This window comes from Erythrobacter cryptus DSM 12079, from assembly GCF_000422985.1.
Classification (GTDB): domain Bacteria; phylum Pseudomonadota; class Alphaproteobacteria; order Sphingomonadales; family Sphingomonadaceae; genus Erythrobacter; species Erythrobacter cryptus.
Genome location: NZ_AUHC01000013.1, coordinates 12,960 through 30,179, shown reverse-complemented (window position 1 = coordinate 30,179; position 17,220 = coordinate 12,960). Strand labels below are relative to the sequence as shown.

Annotated in this window: 18 protein-coding genes; 12 read left to right on the top strand and 6 right to left on the bottom strand. The window is 68.1% G+C overall.

Translation table 11 applies throughout. The features are described from left to right. Positions 1–51 precede the first annotated feature (51 nt). From G524_RS0109590 to G524_RS0109575, 4 genes are all read left to right on the top strand, one after another. On the top strand, positions 52–756 hold the full coding sequence (locus tag G524_RS0109590; RefSeq protein ID WP_027443524.1) for a VIT1/CCC1 transporter family protein: 705 nt from the start codon (positions 52–54) through the stop codon (positions 754–756). Between the two features lie 90 nt (positions 757–846). Continuing rightward, entirely contained in the window at positions 847–1,191 is a 345-nt protein-coding gene (gene rpoZ / locus G524_RS0109585) for a DNA-directed RNA polymerase subunit omega (protein ID WP_027443523.1), read from the top strand. A 149-nt stretch (positions 1,192–1,340) separates the two neighbouring features. Beyond that, positions 1,341–2,072, top strand: a complete 732-nt coding sequence (locus tag G524_RS0109580) for a ParA family protein (RefSeq protein WP_027443522.1) — start codon at positions 1,341–1,343, stop codon at positions 2,070–2,072. 92 nt (positions 2,073–2,164) lie between these two features. Continuing rightward, positions 2,165–3,238, top strand: coding sequence for a DUF3667 domain-containing protein (locus G524_RS0109575; RefSeq protein WP_027443521.1), 1,074 nt, complete (start codon positions 2,165–2,167; stop codon positions 3,236–3,238). On the opposite strand, the gene G524_RS0109570 is transcribed toward G524_RS0109575, so the two are convergent. The 3 genes from G524_RS0109570 to G524_RS0109560 all read right to left on the bottom strand — a co-directional run bounded on the left by G524_RS0109570 (position 3,232) and on the right by G524_RS0109560 (position 6,442). Beyond that, a complete protein-coding gene (locus G524_RS0109570; protein ID WP_156894060.1) occupies positions 3,232–3,645 on the bottom strand; it encodes a hypothetical protein in 414 nt (137 codons plus the stop codon). The two genes, G524_RS0109575 and G524_RS0109570, sit on opposite strands and share 7 nt — an antisense overlap. 52 nt (positions 3,646–3,697) lie before the next feature. Next, positions 3,698–5,659: an ATP-dependent zinc metalloprotease FtsH gene (ftsH, locus tag G524_RS0109565; RefSeq protein WP_027443519.1), complete on the bottom strand. Its 1,962-nt coding sequence runs from the start codon at positions 5,657–5,659 to the stop codon at positions 3,698–3,700. A gap of 108 nt (positions 5,660–5,767) precedes the next feature. Beyond that, positions 5,768–6,442, bottom strand: a complete 675-nt coding sequence (locus G524_RS0109560; protein WP_027443518.1) for a TetR/AcrR family transcriptional regulator — start codon at positions 6,440–6,442, stop codon at positions 5,768–5,770. 115 nt (positions 6,443–6,557) lie between these two features. Between G524_RS0109560 and G524_RS0109555 the strand changes: the two genes are divergently transcribed. Genes G524_RS0109555 through G524_RS0109540 form a run of 4 tightly spaced genes read left to right on the top strand, consistent with a single transcriptional unit; the run spans position 6,558 to position 10,905 of the window. Continuing rightward, positions 6,558–7,673 carry an ABC transporter permease gene (locus tag G524_RS0109555; protein WP_245561340.1) on the top strand — a complete coding sequence of 372 codons (1,116 nt, stop codon included), beginning with the start codon at positions 6,558–6,560 and terminating at the stop codon, positions 7,671–7,673. Next, positions 7,670–8,422, top strand: coding sequence for an ABC transporter ATP-binding protein (locus G524_RS0109550; RefSeq protein WP_027443516.1), 753 nt, complete (start codon positions 7,670–7,672; stop codon positions 8,420–8,422). The genes G524_RS0109555 and G524_RS0109550 overlap by 4 nt, the downstream gene beginning before the upstream one ends. A 33-nt stretch (positions 8,423–8,455) precedes the next feature. Next, entirely contained in the window at positions 8,456–9,454 is a 999-nt protein-coding gene (locus G524_RS15520; RefSeq protein ID WP_051221087.1) for an efflux RND transporter periplasmic adaptor subunit, read from the top strand. Positions 9,455–9,459: 5 nt separating this feature from the next. Next, positions 9,460–10,905, top strand: coding sequence for an efflux transporter outer membrane subunit (locus G524_RS0109540; RefSeq protein ID WP_051221104.1), 1,446 nt, complete (start codon positions 9,460–9,462; stop codon positions 10,903–10,905). 9 nt (positions 10,906–10,914) lie between these two features. Here the strand turns inward: G524_RS0109540 and G524_RS0109535 are convergent, their stop codons facing one another. Genes G524_RS0109535 through G524_RS0109525 form a run of 3 tightly spaced genes read right to left on the bottom strand, consistent with a single transcriptional unit; the run spans position 10,915 to position 13,168 of the window. Further along, positions 10,915–11,598: a chromophore lyase CpcT/CpeT gene (locus G524_RS0109535; protein ID WP_027443514.1), complete on the bottom strand. Its 684-nt coding sequence runs from the start codon at positions 11,596–11,598 to the stop codon at positions 10,915–10,917. 35 nt (positions 11,599–11,633) lie between these two features. Beyond that, positions 11,634–12,083, bottom strand: coding sequence for a MaoC family dehydratase (locus G524_RS0109530; RefSeq protein WP_027443513.1), 450 nt, complete (start codon positions 12,081–12,083; stop codon positions 11,634–11,636). Continuing rightward, positions 12,083–13,168, bottom strand: coding sequence for a CaiB/BaiF CoA transferase family protein (locus G524_RS0109525; RefSeq protein WP_027443512.1), 1,086 nt, complete (start codon positions 13,166–13,168; stop codon positions 12,083–12,085). The genes G524_RS0109530 and G524_RS0109525 overlap by 1 nt, the downstream gene beginning before the upstream one ends. Positions 13,169–13,316: 148 nt before the next feature. On the opposite strand from G524_RS0109525, the gene cysD reads away from it, so the two are divergent. The 4 genes from cysD to G524_RS0109505 are packed head-to-tail and all read left to right on the top strand — an operon-like array spanning position 13,317 to position 17,177. Beyond that, a complete protein-coding gene (cysD, locus tag G524_RS0109520; protein WP_281170502.1) occupies positions 13,317–14,243 on the top strand; it encodes a sulfate adenylyltransferase subunit CysD in 927 nt (308 codons plus the stop codon). Next, complete coding sequence (gene cysN / locus G524_RS0109515) at positions 14,243–16,153, top strand: sulfate adenylyltransferase subunit CysN (RefSeq protein WP_027443510.1); 1,911 nt, start codon at positions 14,243–14,245, stop codon at positions 16,151–16,153. The genes cysD and cysN overlap by 1 nt, the downstream gene beginning before the upstream one ends. A gap of 20 nt (positions 16,154–16,173) precedes the next feature. Then, complete coding sequence (locus G524_RS15515; RefSeq protein WP_051221085.1) at positions 16,174–16,440, top strand: DUF2061 domain-containing protein; 267 nt, start codon at positions 16,174–16,176, stop codon at positions 16,438–16,440. Then, positions 16,437–17,177, top strand: a complete 741-nt coding sequence (locus G524_RS0109505; protein WP_027443509.1) for a 3'(2'),5'-bisphosphate nucleotidase CysQ — start codon at positions 16,437–16,439, stop codon at positions 17,175–17,177. Before G524_RS15515 ends, G524_RS0109505 begins: the two co-directional genes overlap by 4 nt. Positions 17,178–17,220: the final 43 nt, after the last annotated feature.

The window sequence follows — 17,220 nt, the reverse complement described above, 5'->3', positions numbered from 1 at the left end:
CGCCGCCCCGAGACTGCCCGCCAGCACCGCGCCGCAAGGAGCAGAACAGGAATGACTCAGGCAAGCGCACACCCGGACGATCCCCACTATGTCCACCGCACCGGCTGGCTGCGCGCCGCAGTGCTGGGCGCCAATGACGGGATCATCTCGGTCGGCTCGCTCATCACCGGGGTGGCGGCGGCAACCCCTGACAAGGGCGCCGTGCTGGTGGCTGGGGTGGCGGCGCTGATCGCCGGGGCGATGTCGATGGCCGCGGGGGAATATATCTCGGTCTCGAGCCAGGCCGATACCGAAAGCGCCGATATCCACCGCGAGCGCGCGGCGCTGGCGCAATCGCCCGAGGCCGAGGAGGCCGAGCTTGCGGCGATCTATCGCAGCCGCGGGCTGAGCGAGGCAACCGCGGCGCTCGTGGCGCGCGAACTCAGCGCACGCGATGCGCTGGCCGCGCATGTGCGCGACGAACTGGGCCTTGCCGAGCATCTTGCCGCCCGCCCGCTGCAGGCAGCGCTAGCCTCGGGCGTGACCTTCAGCAGCGCCGCGGCGGTGCCGCTCCTGGCGGCCTGGCTCGCCCCGGCGCAGGCAATCGGCGTGGTGGTGGCCGGAGTGACGGTGCTGGCCCTTGCCCTGCTCGGGGCGCTGGGCGCGTGGGCCGGGGCGGCCCCGCTTTTGCCGGCAACCTTGCGGGTGGTGGGCTGGGGCCTGTTCGCCATGGCTGCGACTGCGCTGGTCGGGCGGCTGTTCGGGGTGAGCGTCTGAGCCAGGCTGCGGCGCCACGCTTGACTTTGCGTGGCGCGATGCCTAGCTGCGCGCTTCCCCTTTCCCAGCTTATTTGGAAGAAGGCTCCCCATGGCCCGCGTCACGGTTGAAGATTGCGTTGACAAGGTTCCCAACCGTTTCGATCTCGTGCTGCTCGCCGCGCAGCGTGCGCGCGAGATCTCGGGCGGCGCCGAGCTGACGATCGATCGCGATCGGGACAAGAACCCGGTGGTGGCGCTGCGCGAGATCGCCGAGCAGACGATCAGCCCCGATTCGCTGCGCGAGGCGCTGATCACCAGCCTCCAGAAGATCCTCCCCGATGACGAGGACGAGGCCGATGAGATCGGCTCGCTCAGCCAGTCGGCCGAAGCGCTGCGCATCACCGCCTCGGCGCCGGCGCGCACCGCCTCGCTCGGCGGCGATTACGACGGCTGACCGGTTGGAGCGTCGCCACGCCGGCGCGCCCCATACCCTCCTCCCTGCTTGACCGCCTCGTGACGCTGCGGCGCTTGCGCTTGCCAGGCGGGCGTTGCGCGCTATTCCTTGGCGTTGTCATCAAATTGTAACGCCAGGGCGGGCCGGACATGGCAGCGATCGCGATCTACAGCGTCAAGGGCGGGGTGGGCAAAACCACGCTGGCGGTTAACCTTGCCTGGTGCGCGGCCACCATTTCGCGGCGCCGCACGCTGCTGTGGGATCTCGATGCGGCCAATGGCTCGGGCTTTCTCCTCGGGGTCGATCCGAAGAAGAAGCGCAGCGCCGACAGCGTCTTTGCCGAGGACAGCAATCCGGCGCGGCTGATCCAGCCGACCGGCCATGCCAATCTTGATCTTCTGCCCGCCGATGAGAGCATCCGCACGCTCGATCGCCAGCTTGACCGGCTGGGCAAGAAGAAGCGCCTCGCCCGGCTGGTCGAGGCGCTGCACAAGGATTATGACCGGGTGCTGCTCGATTGCGCCCCGGTGCTCAATGAGGTGAGCGCGCAGGTGATGCGCGCGGCCGATCTGGTGATCGTGCCGCTGCCGCCCTCGCCGCTGTCGGCCCGCGCTTTCGAGGTGGTGGTCGAGGAAGTGCGCGCCAGCGGCAAGAGCCATCCGCCGATCCTGCCGGTGCTCTCGATGATCGATCTGCGCCGCAGCCTCCACCGCGAGGCGCGCGCGGCAAATCCCACCTGGCCCGCGATCCCGCTCGCCAGTGCGGTCGAGCAATGCGCCAGCCTGCGCCAGCCGGTGGGCGCCTTTGCCCCGCGTTCGCCTGCCGCGCGCGCGATCGCGCAGCTGTGGACCGCGATCGAGCGCAAGCTGGCAAGCCGCTAGCCGCTGCCTCCAACGCGCGCGCGCCACTAGGCGGATTTTGCAGCTGCGAAATTCGCCCCTATAGTGCTGCGGCACAATCTGGGGCGCAATCAATGAGCGGCGTGAGCGAGGGCATCGGCACGGTGATCGAGGGCGGCCTGCTCTCCCACGCGGTGGAAGGCGAGGGCGAGGCCGGGGCCGCGCCTGCCCGGGACGGCGCGCCCACCACCTGCCCCAATTGCCAGACCCGCTTTGTCGGCCATTTCTGCCCTGAATGCGGGCAGAAAGCCGATATCCACCGCAGCCTTGCCGCGATCGGCCATGATCTCGTGCACGGCGTGCTGCATCTCGATGGCAAGCTGTGGAACACCCTGCCGCTGCTCACCCTGCGCCCCGGCGAGCTCACCCGCCGCTTCATCGCGGGCGAGCGGGCCAAGTTCGTCAGCCCGATGGCGCTGTTCCTGTTCAGCGTCTTTGCGATGTTCGCGGTGTTCCAGATGGTGGGGGTTTCGGTCTCGGACGATTTTCTGGAGGGCTGGAGCAATTATGGCGATCAAGCCACGAATTCTGCGTTCCGGACGAATATCCAGCAACAGATCACCGCGCTCGAGCAGGAACGCGCCGCCCTGCCCAATGCCAGCCCCCGGCGCGCCGAGATCGACAACGAGATTACCGGGCTCACCAACGTCCTCAAGGCGGCCGGCAACGCGCCGATCGAGATCGATCTTGGCAATCCCGACAATGCTCCCACCGGGATTCGCTTTCTCGACGAGGGGCTGATCAAGAAATGGAACAGGAACCCCGGCCTGATGCTCTACAAGCTGCAGGCCAACAGCTACAAGTTCAGCTGGCTGCTGATCCCGCTCTCGATCCCCTTCCTGTGGCTGATGTTCGCCTGGCGGCGAGAGTTCAAGGCCTATGACCATGCGGTCTTCGTTACCTATTCGCTGGCCTTCATGTCCCTGCTGTTCATCGCGCTTTCGCTGCTCAGCCTCATTCCGGGCGGCGGCGACTGGGCGGTGCTGATCTTTCTCATCGCCGTGCCGCTGCACCTCTACAAGCAGCTGCGCCATGCCTATGGGCTGAGCCGCACCTCGGCGCTGTGGCGCTTCGTGGTGCTCCTCATCTGCACCCAAATTGTGCTTGTGCTGTTTCTCGTAATTATCGGCCTGCTCGGCGCCTATTGAGAAGGCGCAGGGCAGGGGAAGCGGGCCGCAAGGAAGCGCGCCATCACGGCCGAGAGGGCCTCGCCCTGCTCGGCGGCGGGGCGGGCGCTGAGCCAGGTGCCGATCTTGCGCGAGGTGAGCTGGACCGCACCCGGCGGCGGCAGGCAGGCGGCGGGCGGCGCTCCGGCGGCGCGCTGCGCTGCGATCGCGGCGCGCGCCTTGCCGAGCGCGGCCACCACATCGCCATAAAGCTGCTGCATCTCGGGATGGTCGACGCTCGCCACCCCGCGCTGGGCAAGCTCGCGGTCACGTGCGATCCATCCGCCCAGCGTCGGTTCGGGCGCCGGCGCGGCAACCTCGGCGAGCGCAGGCACGGCAAGCGACGCCAACGCGGCCGGGGCAAGACCTGCGCCAAACATCATCGTCACCGCCGGCGCATCGGCTGCCGGGGGCGGGCTTAACCCGGGCTGAAGCGCGGGATCAGGCGCCCTGCGGAGCCTCGCCGCCCTTGGCCCCGCCGAAGCGCTTGCCAGCCTTGGGGATCGAGGAGCCCTGCACCGGCGCCGCCACCACCGGGCCGCGGGGGGCCTCGGGCCGGTCAATCTTGCCGGTCTCGAGCAGGGTCTTGATCTCCTCGCCGGTGAGCGTCTCGTATTCGAGCAGCGCCTGGGCAAGCAGGTGGAGCTGATCCTGGTGCTTGGTCAGGATCTCGGTCGCGCGCTTGTGCGCCCCTTCAACCAGCGCCTTGATCTCGCTGTCAATGAGCTCGTTGGTCTTGCCCGAACGGAAGGTGCGCTGCGCCGCGCCATAGCCGAGATAGCCCTCGGCCTGCTCCTCGTACTGGAGCGGGCCGAGCTTGTCCGACATGCCCCACTGCGTCACCATGTTGCGCGCCAGGTTGGTGGCATACTGGATATCGGACGAGGCGCCCGAGGAGACCTTGTCATGGCCGAAGATCAACTCCTCGGCCACGCGCCCACCCATCGCCACCGACAGGTTGGCGTGCATCTTGTCGCGGTGGTAGGAATAGGAATCCCGCTCGGGCAGGCGCATCACCATGCCCAGCGCGCGGCCGCGCGGGATGATCGTGGCCTTGTGGATCGGGTCGGAGGCCGGCTCGTGCACCGCGACGATGGCGTGGCCCGCCTCGTGATAGGCGGTCATCTTCTTCTCGTCCTCGGTCATCACCATCGAGCGGCGCTCGGCGCCCATCATCACCTTGTCCTTGGCGTCCTCGAACTCCTGCATCGCCACCAGCCGCTTGTTGCGGCGGGCAGCCAGCAGCGCCGCCTCGTTGACGAGGTTGGCCAGGTCGGCCCCGGAAAAGCCGGGGGTGCCGCGGGCGATCACGCGCGGATCGACATCGGGCGCCAGCGGCACCTTCTTCATGTGCACCCGCAGAATCTTCTCGCGCCCGTCGATATCGGGGATCGGCACCACCACCTGGCGATCGAAGCGGCCCGGGCGCAGCAACGCCGGATCGAGCACGTCGGGGCGGTTGGTGGCGGCGATGATGATGATGCCTTCATTGGCCTCGAACCCGTCCATCTCGACGAGGAGCTGGTTCAGGGTCTGCTCGCGCTCATCGTTGGAATTGCCAAGCCCGTGGCCGCGGCTGCGGCCCACCGCGTCGATCTCGTCGATGAAGACGATGCAGGGCGCGTTCTTCTTGGCCTGTTCAAACATGTCGCGCACCCGGCTGGCGCCGACGCCGACGAACATCTCGACGAAATCCGAGCCAGAAATGGTGAAGAACGGCACCCCCGCCTCGCCGGCGATGGCGCGGGCCAGCAGGGTCTTGCCGGTGCCGGGGCTGCCGACGAGCAGCGCGCCCTTGGGGATCTGCCCGCCGAGCTTGGAAAAGCGCTGCGGGTCCTTGAGGAACTCGACGATCTCCTGCAGCTCCTCGCGCGCCTCGTCGATCCCGGCAACATCATCGAAGGTGACCCTGCCCGATCGTTCGGTGAGCAGCTTGGCCTTGGACTTGCCAAAACCCATCGCCCCGCCGCCGCCGCCCTTTTGCACCTGGCGCAGCGCGAAGAAGGCGATCGCGAGGATCAGGATGAAGGGCAAGGAGTTCAGAAGGATGAACAGCAGCACGTTCTGGCCCTCGCGCTGCTTGCCAGTGAAGCGCACCCCATTGTCTTCCATCAGCCGGGTGATCTCGGTGTCGTTGGGCACCGGCACGGTGCTGAAGCTCTCACCGTTCTTGAAGGTGCCGGTGATGAGTTCAGGGCCAATCTGCACGTCCTGCACCTCGCCATCGGCAACCGCGGCGCGAAAATCGGAATAGCGTATCGCGGTGCCGGGCGCCTGGCCCGAATTGCTGAACAGCGTCACCACCAGCAGCAGCGCCAGGAAGATGCCGCCCCAGATCATCAGCTGCCTGACCCAGGGGTTGGGGCCATCGCCGTGGGGATTGGGCTGGTTGGGCTCGCTCATCGCACCGGATTCCTTTTTCTCGCCCCGGCAATGTAGGACGCACGGGGTGAATGGCAAGACAAAGCCCCCCCAAGGGACGGTGCCAAATTTCGAACAGGCAGATGCGAATTATCGATCACGCGCCGCGCCCGGGGCAGCGCCATAGGCGGCAAGGAACACCTCGACCGCCCCGGCAATGCGCCGCCGGTTGGTCTCATCGTCATCATGGCAGCCGAAGCGGCGCTCGAGATCGCCCATGCCCTTGCACAGCGAAACGAATTGCTCGGCAGCGAGCAGCGGATCGGCGACCCGCAGTTCCCCCGCCGCCTCGGCATGGCTGAGATAGGCGGCAAAGGCACGTTTCATCCGCCACGGCCCGGCCTCGAGAAAGGCCGCACCAAGCCCCGGCTCGGCCTCGGTCTCGGCGGCGATGCGGCGCTCGAACTGCACCATCTCGGGGCGCGAGAGGAACGCAACGATCGCCGCGCCAATCGCTGTCAGACGTTCGGCGATGCTCCCCTGCCGCGCCGGATCGAGCGAGAAATGCCCGCGTATCTTTTCGCATTCGCATTCCACCGCCGCGGCAAACAGCGCCCGCTTGTCGCCAAACTGGTTGTAGATCGTGACCTTGGAAACCCCGGCATCGGCCGCCACCTGCTCGATCGCGGTCGCGGCAAAGCCGTGGTGGAAGAAGTGGTGGGCTGCCTTCTCGATGATCGCGCGCCGCTTGGCCGCATCGAGGGGCCGTCCGCCGCGTCGCGGATTTGCATTTTTTTCTGCAACCGATGTTTCGGCGATTGACAAAGTGAACGACCCCGTTCATTTAAACGACACCGTTCAATAATGGGCCGGATAGCCCAAGATTGCAACCCATCGCCAGCGCAGAGGTTCCCTCCCCGTGCTTTGGATCGCCATCAGGATGCTGACCGGGGATGCCCAGAAGTTCTATGGGCTGCTCTTTGGCATCGGCTTTTCCACGCTGCTCATCACCCAGCAGATGACGATCTTCATCAACCTGATCGAGCGCGGGGCGAGCGGGGTGTTCAACGCTCCCGAGGCGCAGGTGTGGGTGATGGACCCAGTCAGCCGCACCACCGATGTCAGCTTCCCCATGCCAGCCACCGCGCTTGACAAGGTGCGCTCGGTCGAAGGGGTGGAATGGGCGGTGCCGCATCTGCGCGCGGCTGCCAATGTCCGCACCAAGGAGGGTGACCTTGAAGGCGTGGCGGTGATCGGGGTCGATGATGCCACGCTGATCGGCCTGCCCAAGCGGATGGTCGCGGGCGACAAGACCGTGCTGTTCGCGCCCGACAGCGTGGTGATCGACGATGTGGGCACCACCCGCCTGTTTTCCGATGGTGGCCAGGCGCTGGGCGAGCGGCTCGAACTCAATGATCAGCGCGCGGTGATCCGCGGCATTGCCGATGCCATCCCCTCCTTCACCAGCCAGGTCGTGCTCTACACCCGCTATTCCAATGCGCTCAATTACGTGCCCGGCACCCGCAACCGGATGACCTTCGTGCTGGCCGGAGTGCGCGAGGGCGAAAGCCCGCAAGCAGTGGCTGCGCGGATCGAGAAGGAGACCGGTCTCAAGGCCCAAACCCACGACGAATTTGCCCGGGCGGGCATCAACTTCATCATCGAGAACACCGGCATCCCTACCAATTTCGGCATCACCGTGTTTCTGGGCTTCGTCGTCGGGGTGGCGATCGTGGGCCTCACCTTCAGCCTGTTCCTGCGCGACAACATCAAGCAGTTCGGCGCCTTGAAGGCGATCGGGGTCACCAACGGCAAGATCGTGCAAATGGTGGCGGTGCAGGCGGGGCTGGTCGGGCTCATCGGCTATGCCCTTGGCGTGGTCGGCACGGTGCTGTTTCTCAAGGCCTTTGGCGGCAATCCCTTCTTCAAGGGCTTCTACATCCCGTGGCAAATCCCGCTGATCAGCCTCGCCGCGGTGGTGGTGATCCTGGCGATCACCGGCTTCATCGCCATCCGCAGCGTGCTCAAGACCGAACCGGCGGCGGTGTTCCGGTGAACGCGGCGGGCAGCATCGTCGGCACCCGGGCGATCGGCGGCTGCGACCCCGAGGCGGCGATCTGCGCGCGCGGGATCGTGCGCGATTTCGAGGCGGGGCAGAGCACCATCCGCGTGCTCCACGGCATCGATTGCGACATCCGCCCGGGCGAGATGACCTACATCGTCGGCGAGAGCGGCTCGGGCAAGACCACGCTGATCTCGATCATGTGCGGCATCCTCTATCCCACCGCGGGCGAGGTGCGGGTGTTCGGCACGGATATCTACAAGCTCTCCGACAGCGATCTGGTGCGCTTCCGCCTCCACAACATCGGCTTCATCTTCCAGCAATACAACCTCATCCCCTCGATCGATGCGGCCGCCAATGCCGCGGTGCCGCTGATCGCCCAGGGCGTGCCGCGCGAGGAAGCGCGCGAACGCGCCAAGGTGCTGCTCGAGCGGCTCAACATCGGCGATCAGGCCGACAAGCTGCCGCGCCAGCTTTCCGGCGGGCAGCAGCAGCGCGTCGCAATCGCCCGCGCGCTCGTCCATGCCCCGCGCCTGGTGGTGTGCGACGAGCCGACCGCGGCGCTCGATGCCTCCTCGGGCCGGCGGGTGATGGACCTCTTGCGCGAGGTGGCGATCGCGCCCGATCGGGCGTGCATCATCGTCACCCACGACAACCGCATCTTCGATCTGGCCGATCGCATCATCGCGCTCGAGGACGGGCGCATCACCCACGATGGCACGGCCATGCCCGATGACCACTGATCCCCTCTCCCCCGTGAACGTGCCGAGGACTCCATGCTGCGCAACCTGAGCTTCAGCCGCCAGATCCTGCCGGTCGCCGCGGTGATCGGCCTCCTCTTTGCCGTCTACATGATCGCGATCGGCCTACCCGATCGCTCGCTCGCCGAGCCGGCCGAACAGCCGCCCAAGGCGGTGGGGGCGCTCGCCAATGCCCCGCGGGTTGCCGGGGCCGGGGTAGTCGAACCGGCAAGCGAGGTGATCGATATCGGCTCGGCGCTTTCGGGCCTTGTCACCGAAGTCAGGGTGCGCCCGGGTGACAAGGTGGCTGCGGGCGAGGTGCTGTTCACCGTCGATGCCCGCGCCGCGCGCGCCAGCCTGAGGCAGGCCGAGGCCGCGATCGGAGAGGCCCGCGCCGCGATCGCCGAGGCCAGCGCCGCTCAGGCCACCGCGCGCCAGCAGCTTGCGCTCTACCGCAGCCTTGCCGATCCGGCCGCGGTGAGCCGCGCCGAGGTGATCCGCGCCGAGGGCGAGGAAGCCGCCGCGACCAGCCGGCTCGGCCTTGCCCGCGCCCGGCTCGCTGCCGCCGAGGCTGCCGCCGCCGCGGCGCGCACCGAGATCGAACGGCTCACCGTGCGCGCACCGATCGCCGGCGAGATCCTCGCGGTCAACATCCGCCCGGGCGAATTCGTCGCCACGCAGGGTGGGGGGAACAGCCAGCCGTTCATCCAGATGGGCCAGACCACGCCGCTGCATGTGCGCGTCGATATCGACGAGAACGAGATCGCCCGGGTGGCGCTGGGCCAGCCGGCGGTGGTCTCGCCGCGCGGGGCGGCCGAACTTCATGTCAGCGCGCGCTTCGTGCGGGCCGAGCCACAGGTGGTGCCCAAGCGCTCGCTCACGAACAGCGCGGCCGAAAGGGTCGATGTGCGGGTGCTCCAGCTGATCTATGAACTGCCGCCCTCCGATGCCTTCCGGGTCGGCCAGCAGATCGATGCCTTCATTCCGGCGCGGGGCAAGCCCAAGGATGCCCCCCGCGCGCAGCAGGGGGCGTGACGGCGATGCCTGCCGGCACCAGCGCCCCCGCTCGCCGCCGCGCCCTGCGGCTCGCCTTGCTGCCAGTGGCGCTGGCACTGGCGGGCTGCATGGCGAACCCCAAGCCCGAGATCGCCACGCCCACGCCCGAACTGCCGGCGGCCTTCTTCCACGCGCCGGCGGGCGAGACCGCGGCCAGCCTTGCCGCGCTCATGCCCGAGGGCGATCCGGCCTATCGCGCGCTCAGCGCCGCCGCGCTGGCCGAGGCGCCGAGCCTTGCCGAGGCCGCCGCCCGGATCGAGGCCGCCCGCGCGGGCGCCCGCCGCGCCGGGGCCGAGCGCCTGCCCAATATCAGCGCCGATGCCAGCATCCGGCAAAACCGCATCAATCCCGCCCAGTTCGGCCCGGCGGGACAGCAGGGCTTCATCCCCGCAGAGCAGACCTTCTACGGCGCCAACATCACCGCCAGCTGGGATCCGGACATCTTCGGCCAGCTCAAGGCGCGCGAACGGGCGGCCATCGCCCGCATCGATGCCGCCAGCGCCGAGGCGCAGGGCGTGCGCCTGGCGCTGCTGGCCGAGATCGCCGCGAGCGTCACCGACTGGCGGGTGATCGAGGCGCGCGCTGCTGCCATCAGCGCCGATGCCGAGGCGGCGCAGGGCCTCGCCCGGCTCGCCCTGGTGCGCGAGCAGGCGGGGATCGCCCCGGGGTTTGACCGGGTGCGCGCCGAGGCCAATGCCAGCGCCTCGGCCACCCGCCTCGCCGCGCTCGAAAGCGAGCGCGCACGGCTGATCGGGCGGCTGGTGACGCTGACCGGCAAGGACGCGGCCACGGTGCGCGCCGCGCTCGCCAATCCGGCCCCGCTCGCAGCGCCTGCCCTCCCGCCTGCGGCGCTGCCCTCCGATCTCCTCGCCAACCGCCCCGATGTCGCCGCGGCCGCTGCCAATCTTGCCGCGCGCGATGCCGATCTTGCCGCCGCCGCGCGGGCACGCTTCCCGCGCATTACCCTCTCGGCGGTGATCGGGCTGCTCGCCTTCGATCCGGAAGACTTTTTCGACAGCGATTCGATCATCGGCACGCTCACGGGCGCAATTGCCGGGCCGCTGCTCGATTTCGGGCGGGTGGGCGCCGGGATCGATGCAGCCGCGGCGGACAAGCGGGCTGCCTTTGCCGCCTATCGCGCCGCGGTATTCCGGGCGCTCGGCGATGCCGAGGCGGGCTATGGCGTGGTCAGCGCCGCCGATGCCGAGGCGCGCACGGCCCTTGCCGAGCGCGACCAGCTTGAACGTGCCGCCGCGCTGGCCGAAACGCGCTACCGCGCTGGCCTTGCGAGCTTCCTCGAAGTGCTCGAGGCGCGCCGCGCGGCCGATGCCAGCGGCGAGCGCGCCGCCGCGGCGCTGGGGCGCGCTGCCCGGGCGCGGATCGTGCTGTGGCAGGCGCTGGGCGGCACGCCGGCAGTGCCCGGGGCGTGAGCCTCGTTCTCAGGGTTGGGGCTGAACGGCCACCTGCACGATGAATTCGCCCGGCGCGGTGCCGAACAGCTGGTGGCCATCGGCATCATACCCGCGCTCGGTCTGGGCGATCCGGCCTGGTTCGATCCGCGTTTCGGCCTCGAGCGCGATGAAAGCGCCGCGCCGCTCCGACCACAAGCGGCAGTCCGCGCGATCGATCATGCCCCGCCAATGGCCCGGCGCGGCGAGCGCGCGCCAGCGCATCGCGCAGTCCGCCCCCGGCGCTGCGGCAATGCCGCGCACCAGATCGGCCGGCACCAGCCCGGCAAGCTCGGCCATCGAGGGCAGCCCCGCGGCAAAACGCGCGGGATCGGCAAAGGCATAGGCCTCGCTGCGCAAACCCGCGCCGTCGCGCGTGATCACGCTCACCCGGCGGCGATAGGGGCGGCGCTCCGGCCCGGTGAGGAGCGAGGAATAGACAAGCGCGCCATCCACCTCACCCGGCGCCAGCGTGGCGAGCAGCGCGGGGTTGTCAAACACCAGCCGCGTTTCGGCAAAGTTGTTGGCGCTGTCATCGGCAAGCGTGGCAAACTGTCCGCTCATCGCCCGGGCGAGATCGATCGGAGCCGGAGCCGGCCCCGCCTCGGGCGTTTGCGCCCTTGCCCCGAGCGCGGCGGCGAGCAGCAGGCCGGCCACCAGGAACCCGTAACGCATCGCGCCCGCCCTCCCCGCTTGGCCGCCCCTCATGCTCACCCCCTGCGCTTGATCAGCGCCGATCTTTCGCAGCGGCACACCATCTCGCCGCGCTGGTTCCACATCTCGTGCACCCAGGTGACGATCCCGGCATCGGGGCGCGAACGGCTCTCGCGCAATTCCTTGACCTCGCTCACCGCGTGGAGCGTATCGCCGATGAACACCGGCTTCGGGGTCACCACCTTGTCGAAGCCGAGATTGGCGACCAGCGTGCCCAGCGTCGTCTCCCCCACCGACAGGCCGACGAGCAAGCTGAAGGTGAAGGTGGAATTGACGAGGATCTGCCCGAACCCGCTCGCCTTTGCTGCCTCGACATCGAGGTGAAGCGGCTGGGGATTGTGGGTCATCGTCGAGAACAGCAGGTTGTCGGTCTCGGTCACGGTGCGGCGGATCGGGTGCTCGAGCCGCTCGCCCACCTGCCATTCCTCGAAGAAGCGCCCGGCCATCAGCCAGCCTCGCTTGCCCAGCGCGCCACCACTTCGGCTCCATCGTCAGCGCTGCCACGCACCGCGCCGGGGGTGCGGCTGAAGCGCGGCGCGGGGGCGGTGTGCCACAGCCCCTCGTGCTCGACATAGGTGCCGCGCGCCTTCATGTGGGGGTGTTCGCGCGCTTCCTCGAGCTCGAGCACCGGGGCAAAGCAGGCATCCGTGCCCTCGAGCAGCGCGCACCATTCATCGCGCGTCCTGGTCTTGAACAGGGCGGCGAGCCGCTCGGCATAGGCGTCCCAATTGGCCGGGTTCATCTGCCCTTCGGCCAGCTCCTCGGGCGCGCCGCTGCGGCGCAGCAGCTCGGCATAGAACTGCGGCTCGATCGCGCCGAGCGCGATCTCCTTGCCATCGGCGCAGACAAAGCAGCGGTAGAAATGCGCCGCCCCGCCGAGCATTCCCTTGCCCCGCGCGGTGGTGAGGTGCGGCACCTGGCGCACCCCGAAGAAGAAGCTCATCAGGCTGGTGGCCCCATCGACGATCGCGGCATCAACCACCTGCCCGCGGCCCGAGCGTTCGCGCTCATAGAGCGCCGCCATGATCCCGAAGGCGCAATACATCGATCCGCCGCCAAAATCGCCGACCAGGTTCTGCGGCGGGATGGGCAACTCGCCCGCCCTGCCGATCGCGGCAAGCGCGCCGGTGATGGCGATGTAATTGATATCGTGCCCGGCCGCCTGAGCCAGCGGGCCATCCTGCCCCCAGCCGGTCATGCGGGCATAGACGAGCCGGGGATTGTCGGCGAGCAGCACCTCTGGCCCCAGCCCCAGCCGCTCCATCACCCCGGGGCGGAAGCCCTCGATCAGCACGTCGGCATGGCGGGCGGCCGCGCGCACCGCGGCCTTGCCCTCGTCGCTTTTCAGATCGAGCGCGAGGCGGTGGCGCGCGCGCTCGACCACCGGGTTGCTCACCCCTGCCCCCGGCCGGTCGATCCGCACCACCTCGGCGCCAAGATCAGCCAGCAGCATCGCCACGTGCGGGCCCGGCCCGATCCCGGCAAATTCGAGCACCTTGAGCCCGGCGAGCGGGCCTTTTGCTTGGGTCATTGTTTGCTCTCTCCTGTGCTGGGCGTGTCTGTGGCGCTGAAGGGCGCCAAGAGCAAGCCCGCTGAGCGGCCCGGCACAGCCCGCGCACGCCCTGCCTGCACAAGGCTGCCTATGGGGCGGGCAAAGGCAAATTTGCTTGTCTTGTGCAGTGCAGCGTGTAGCACCCCCGCCCATGCGTGTGCTGACCCACCTTGAACGGCTCGAAGCCGAAAGCATCCACATCTTCCGCGAAGTGGTGGCCGAGGCCGAAAATCCGGTGATGCTCTATTCGGTCGGCAAGGACAGCTCGGTAATGCTGCACCTTGCGCGCAAGGCCTTCCACCCGGCGCCGGTGCCCTTTCCGATGCTGCACGTGGCAAGCGGCTGGGATTTCCGCGATCTCATCGCCCACCGCGATCGCACCGTGCGCGAATATGGTCTCAAGCTGATCGTGGCGCAGAACGAGGAGGCGGAGGCCCAGGGCATCAATCCCTTCGACACCGGCAGCGCGCTCTACAGCCAGGCGCAGCTCACCGATCCGCTCAAGCGCGCGCTCACCCAGCATGGCTTTGATGCGGCCTTCGGCGGCGGGCGGCGCGACGAGGAGAAGGCGCGGGCCAAGGAGCGCATCTTCTCCTTCCGCAACGCCGCGCATCGCTGGGATCCCAAGAACCAACGGCCCGAGCTGTGGAACCTCTACAACGCCAAGAAAAACAAGGGCGAAAGCATCCGCGTCTTCCCGCTCTCCAACTGGACCGAGCTTGATATCTGGCAATATATCGCGCTCGAGAAGATCGACATCGTCCCGCTCTACTTTGCCAAGCCGCGCCCCACGGTGGAGCGCGACGGGCTGATTATCGTGGTGGATGATGAGCGCTTCCGGCTCGCGCCGGGCGAAGAACCGGTGATGCGCTCGGTGCGCTTCCGCACGCTCGGCTGCTATCCGCTGACCGGCGCAACCCCAAGCGAGGCGCGGGAGATGAATGCGATCATCCAGGAAATGCTGCTTGCCACCAGTTCCGAACGCCAGGGCCGGGCGATCGACAAGGGCCAGTCGGCCAGCATGGAAGACAAGAAGCAGGAAGGCTATTTCTGATGCACACGCCCTCCTCATTTGAGGTCGATGCGCTGGTGGCCGAGGATATCGAGGCCTATCTCGAGGCGCATCAGCACAAGAGCCTGCTGCGCTTCATCACCTGCGGCAGCGTGGATGATGGCAAGTCCACGCTGATCGGGCGCCTGCTCTATGATTCGAAGATGATCTTTGAAGATCAGCTCGCCGCGCTCGAGGCCGACAGCAAGCGCCACGGCACCCAGGGCGAGGCGATCGACTTTGCCCTACTCGTCGATGGGCTTGCCGCCGAGCGCGAGCAGGGCATCACCATCGATGTCGCCTACCGCTTCTTCACCACCGCCAAGCGCAAGTTCATCGTCGCCGATACGCCGGGGCACGAACAATACACGCGCAACATGGTGACCGGGGCCTCGACCGCCGATCTGGCGGTGATCCTCGTCGATGCGAGGAAGGGCGTGCTGCGCCAGACCCGTCGCCATTCCTATCTCGTCCACCTGCTCGGCATCCGCCACGTGGTGCTGGCGGTGAACAAGATGGATCTGGTGGACTATGACGAGGCCACCTTTGCCGCGATCCTCGCCGATTATCGCGCCTTTGCCGAAAGCATTGGGATCGGCGCCTTCACCGCCATCCCGATTTCGGGCTTCCTCGGCGACAACATCACCACGCCCTCGCCCAACACGCCGTGGTATGCGGGCCCGAGCCTGATCGACCATCTCGAGACCGTCGAGCTTGATGCCACCGCCGCGCAGGCGCGCCCCTTCCGGATGCCGGTGCAATGGGTAAACCGGCCCAATCTCGATTTCCGCGGCTTTGCCGGGCAGATCGCCAGCGGCACCATCCGCCCCGGCGACAAGGTGCGTATCGTGCCCTCGGGCAAGACCAGCACGATTGCGCGCATCGTCACCTTCGATGGCGACCTTGATGAGGCCGTGGCCGGCCAGTCGGTGACGCTGACGCTTGCCGACGAGGTCGATTGCAGCCGCGGCGACATGATCGCGGCAGCCGACGATCCGCCCCAGGCCTCCGACCAGTTCCGCGCCACGCTGGTGTGGATGGATGAGGAGGCCCTCAAGCCCGGGCGCGGCTATTGGCTCAAGCTGGGCACGCAAATGGTCACCGCCACCATCCAGCCGCCCGAATACGAGATCGATGTCAACACGCTCGAGCATCTTGCGGCCAAGACGCTGGGCCTCAACGCGATCGGCGTGGTCGAATTCGCCACCGACCGGCCGATCGTGTTCGAACCCTATGCCACCGCGCGCGAGCTGGGCGGCTTCATCCTCATCGACAAGTTCACCAATGCCACCGTCGCCGCGGGGATGATCGCATTCAGCCTCAGGCGGGCCGAAAACATCCATTGGCAGCCGGTCAGCATCACCCGCGAGGATCACGCGCGGATGAAGAACCAGACCCCGCGGGTGCTGTGGTTCACCGGCCTTTCGGGCAGCGGCAAATCGACCATCGCCAACGAGGTGGAAAAGCAGCTGTTCCTGATGAACCGCCACACCTTCCTGCTCGATGGCGACAATGTCCGCCACGGCCTCAACCGCGACCTCGGCTTTACCGAGGCCGACCGGATCGAGAACATCCGCCGGGTGGGCGAAGTGGCCAAGCTGATGGCCGATGCCGGCCTCATCGTGCTCACCGCCTTCATCTCGCCCTTCCGGGCCGAGCGGCAGATGGTGCGCGAGATGCTGCCCCCGGGCGAGTTCATCGAGATCTTCATCGACACCCCGCTCGCCGTGGCCGAGGCGCGCGATGTCAAGGGCCTCTACAAGAAGGCGCGCGAGGGCAAGCTCAAGAACTTCACCGGGATCGACAGCCCCTACGAGCCGCCCGAGAACCCGGAAATCCGGGTCAACACCCTCGAGATGAGCCCGGAAGAGGCGGCGCGCTACATCATCGAGCGGATCCTGCCGCTCAAATAGCCGAGGGGGGGCCTTGCGCGATGTTCCTGTTTGATGGTCAGGAGGCTCATAGCCGCTCGCTTGCCAAGGCGATCAGCTGGCGCATCCTGGGCAGCATCGACACCTTCCTGCTCAGCTGGCTGTTCACCCGCTCAGCCAAGGCGGCCGGCGCGATCGCGCTTACCGAGGTGCTGACCAAGATGGTGCTCTATTATTTGCACGAGCGTGCATGGAGTTCGATCCGCTGGGGCATAAGGGCAGGCCATCCGCAGCCCACCCCGGTGGCATCACAGGAACCGGCACAATGACCGATGCCGAGCTGGCCGCGCGCCTCGCCGCCGCGGCGGGAGAGCTGCTGCGGGGCGTGCGCGCGAGCGGGGTCTTTTCGGGCAAGGCGCTGGGAAAGGCCGGGGATGCCACCGCCAACCAGTTCCTGTGCCATGCCCTGCGGCACATGAGGCCCGAGGACGCCCTGCTCTCCGAGGAGGAGAAGGACAGCCCCGCGCGCCTCGGCAAGAACCGCGTGTGGATTGTCGATCCCCTCGATGGCACGCGCGAATTTGGCGAAGATCGGGAAGATTGGGCCGTCCACGTCGCGCTCGCCATTGATGGGGCCGCCGCGGTCGGGGCGGTGGCGCTGCCGGGATTGGGCGCTGGCGTGGTGCTGCGCTCGGATGCGCCGGCCCCTCTCCCCCTCATGGCGGCGTGCCCACGCTTCGTGGTCAGCCGCACGCGCCCGGCCGCCCAGGCCGAGGCGGTCGCCGCGGCGCTCGGGGGCACGCTGGTGCCGATGGGCAGCGCCGGGGCCAAGGCGATGGCGGTGGTGCGCGGCGAAGCCGAGGTCTATCTCCACTCGGGCGGCCAGTATGAGTGGGACAGCTGCGCCCCCGTCGCCGTCGCCGCGGCGCACGGCCTGCACTGCTCGCGCCTCGACGGCAGCCCGCTCCGCTACAACCAGGCCGATACCTATATCCCCGATCTGCTCATCTGCAGGCGCGAATGGGCCGCAAGTGTGCTGGCCGAGATCGCCCGCCTCGCCGGGTGAGCCTGCGGCGTTGACAGGCTGGCCGCGATCCACCAAACCCGCG

Bases quoted from the DNA above. Each gene is read 5' to 3' on its own strand.
- G524_RS0109590 (WP_027443524.1), top strand. From the start codon at position 52: ATGACTCAGGCAAGCGCACACCCGGACGATCCCCACTATGTCCACCGC.
- rpoZ (WP_027443523.1), top strand. From the start codon at position 847: ATGGCCCGCGTCACGGTTGAAGATTGCGTTGACAAGGTTCCCAACCGT.
- G524_RS0109580 (WP_027443522.1), top strand. From the start codon at position 1,341: ATGGCAGCGATCGCGATCTACAGCGTCAAGGGCGGGGTGGGCAAAACC.
- G524_RS0109575 (WP_027443521.1), top strand. From the start codon at position 2,165: ATGAGCGGCGTGAGCGAGGGCATCGGCACGGTGATCGAGGGCGGCCTG.
- ftsH (WP_027443519.1), bottom strand. From the start codon at position 5,659: ATGAGCGAGCCCAACCAGCCCAATCCCCACGGCGATGGCCCCAACCCC.
- G524_RS0109555 (WP_245561340.1), top strand. From the start codon at position 6,558: ATGCTGACCGGGGATGCCCAGAAGTTCTATGGGCTGCTCTTTGGCATC.
- G524_RS15520 (WP_051221087.1), top strand. From the start codon at position 8,456: ATGCTGCGCAACCTGAGCTTCAGCCGCCAGATCCTGCCGGTCGCCGCG.
- G524_RS0109540 (WP_051221104.1), top strand. From the start codon at position 9,460: ATGCCTGCCGGCACCAGCGCCCCCGCTCGCCGCCGCGCCCTGCGGCTC.
- G524_RS0109535 (WP_027443514.1), bottom strand. From the start codon at position 11,598: ATGCGTTACGGGTTCCTGGTGGCCGGCCTGCTGCTCGCCGCCGCGCTC.
- G524_RS0109530 (WP_027443513.1), bottom strand. From the start codon at position 12,083: ATGGCCGGGCGCTTCTTCGAGGAATGGCAGGTGGGCGAGCGGCTCGAG.
- G524_RS0109525 (WP_027443512.1), bottom strand. From the start codon at position 13,168: ATGACCCAAGCAAAAGGCCCGCTCGCCGGGCTCAAGGTGCTCGAATTT.
- cysN (WP_027443510.1), top strand. From the start codon at position 14,243: ATGCACACGCCCTCCTCATTTGAGGTCGATGCGCTGGTGGCCGAGGAT.
- G524_RS15515 (WP_051221085.1), top strand. From the start codon at position 16,174: ATGTTCCTGTTTGATGGTCAGGAGGCTCATAGCCGCTCGCTTGCCAAG.
- G524_RS0109505 (WP_027443509.1), top strand. From the start codon at position 16,437: ATGACCGATGCCGAGCTGGCCGCGCGCCTCGCCGCCGCGGCGGGAGAG.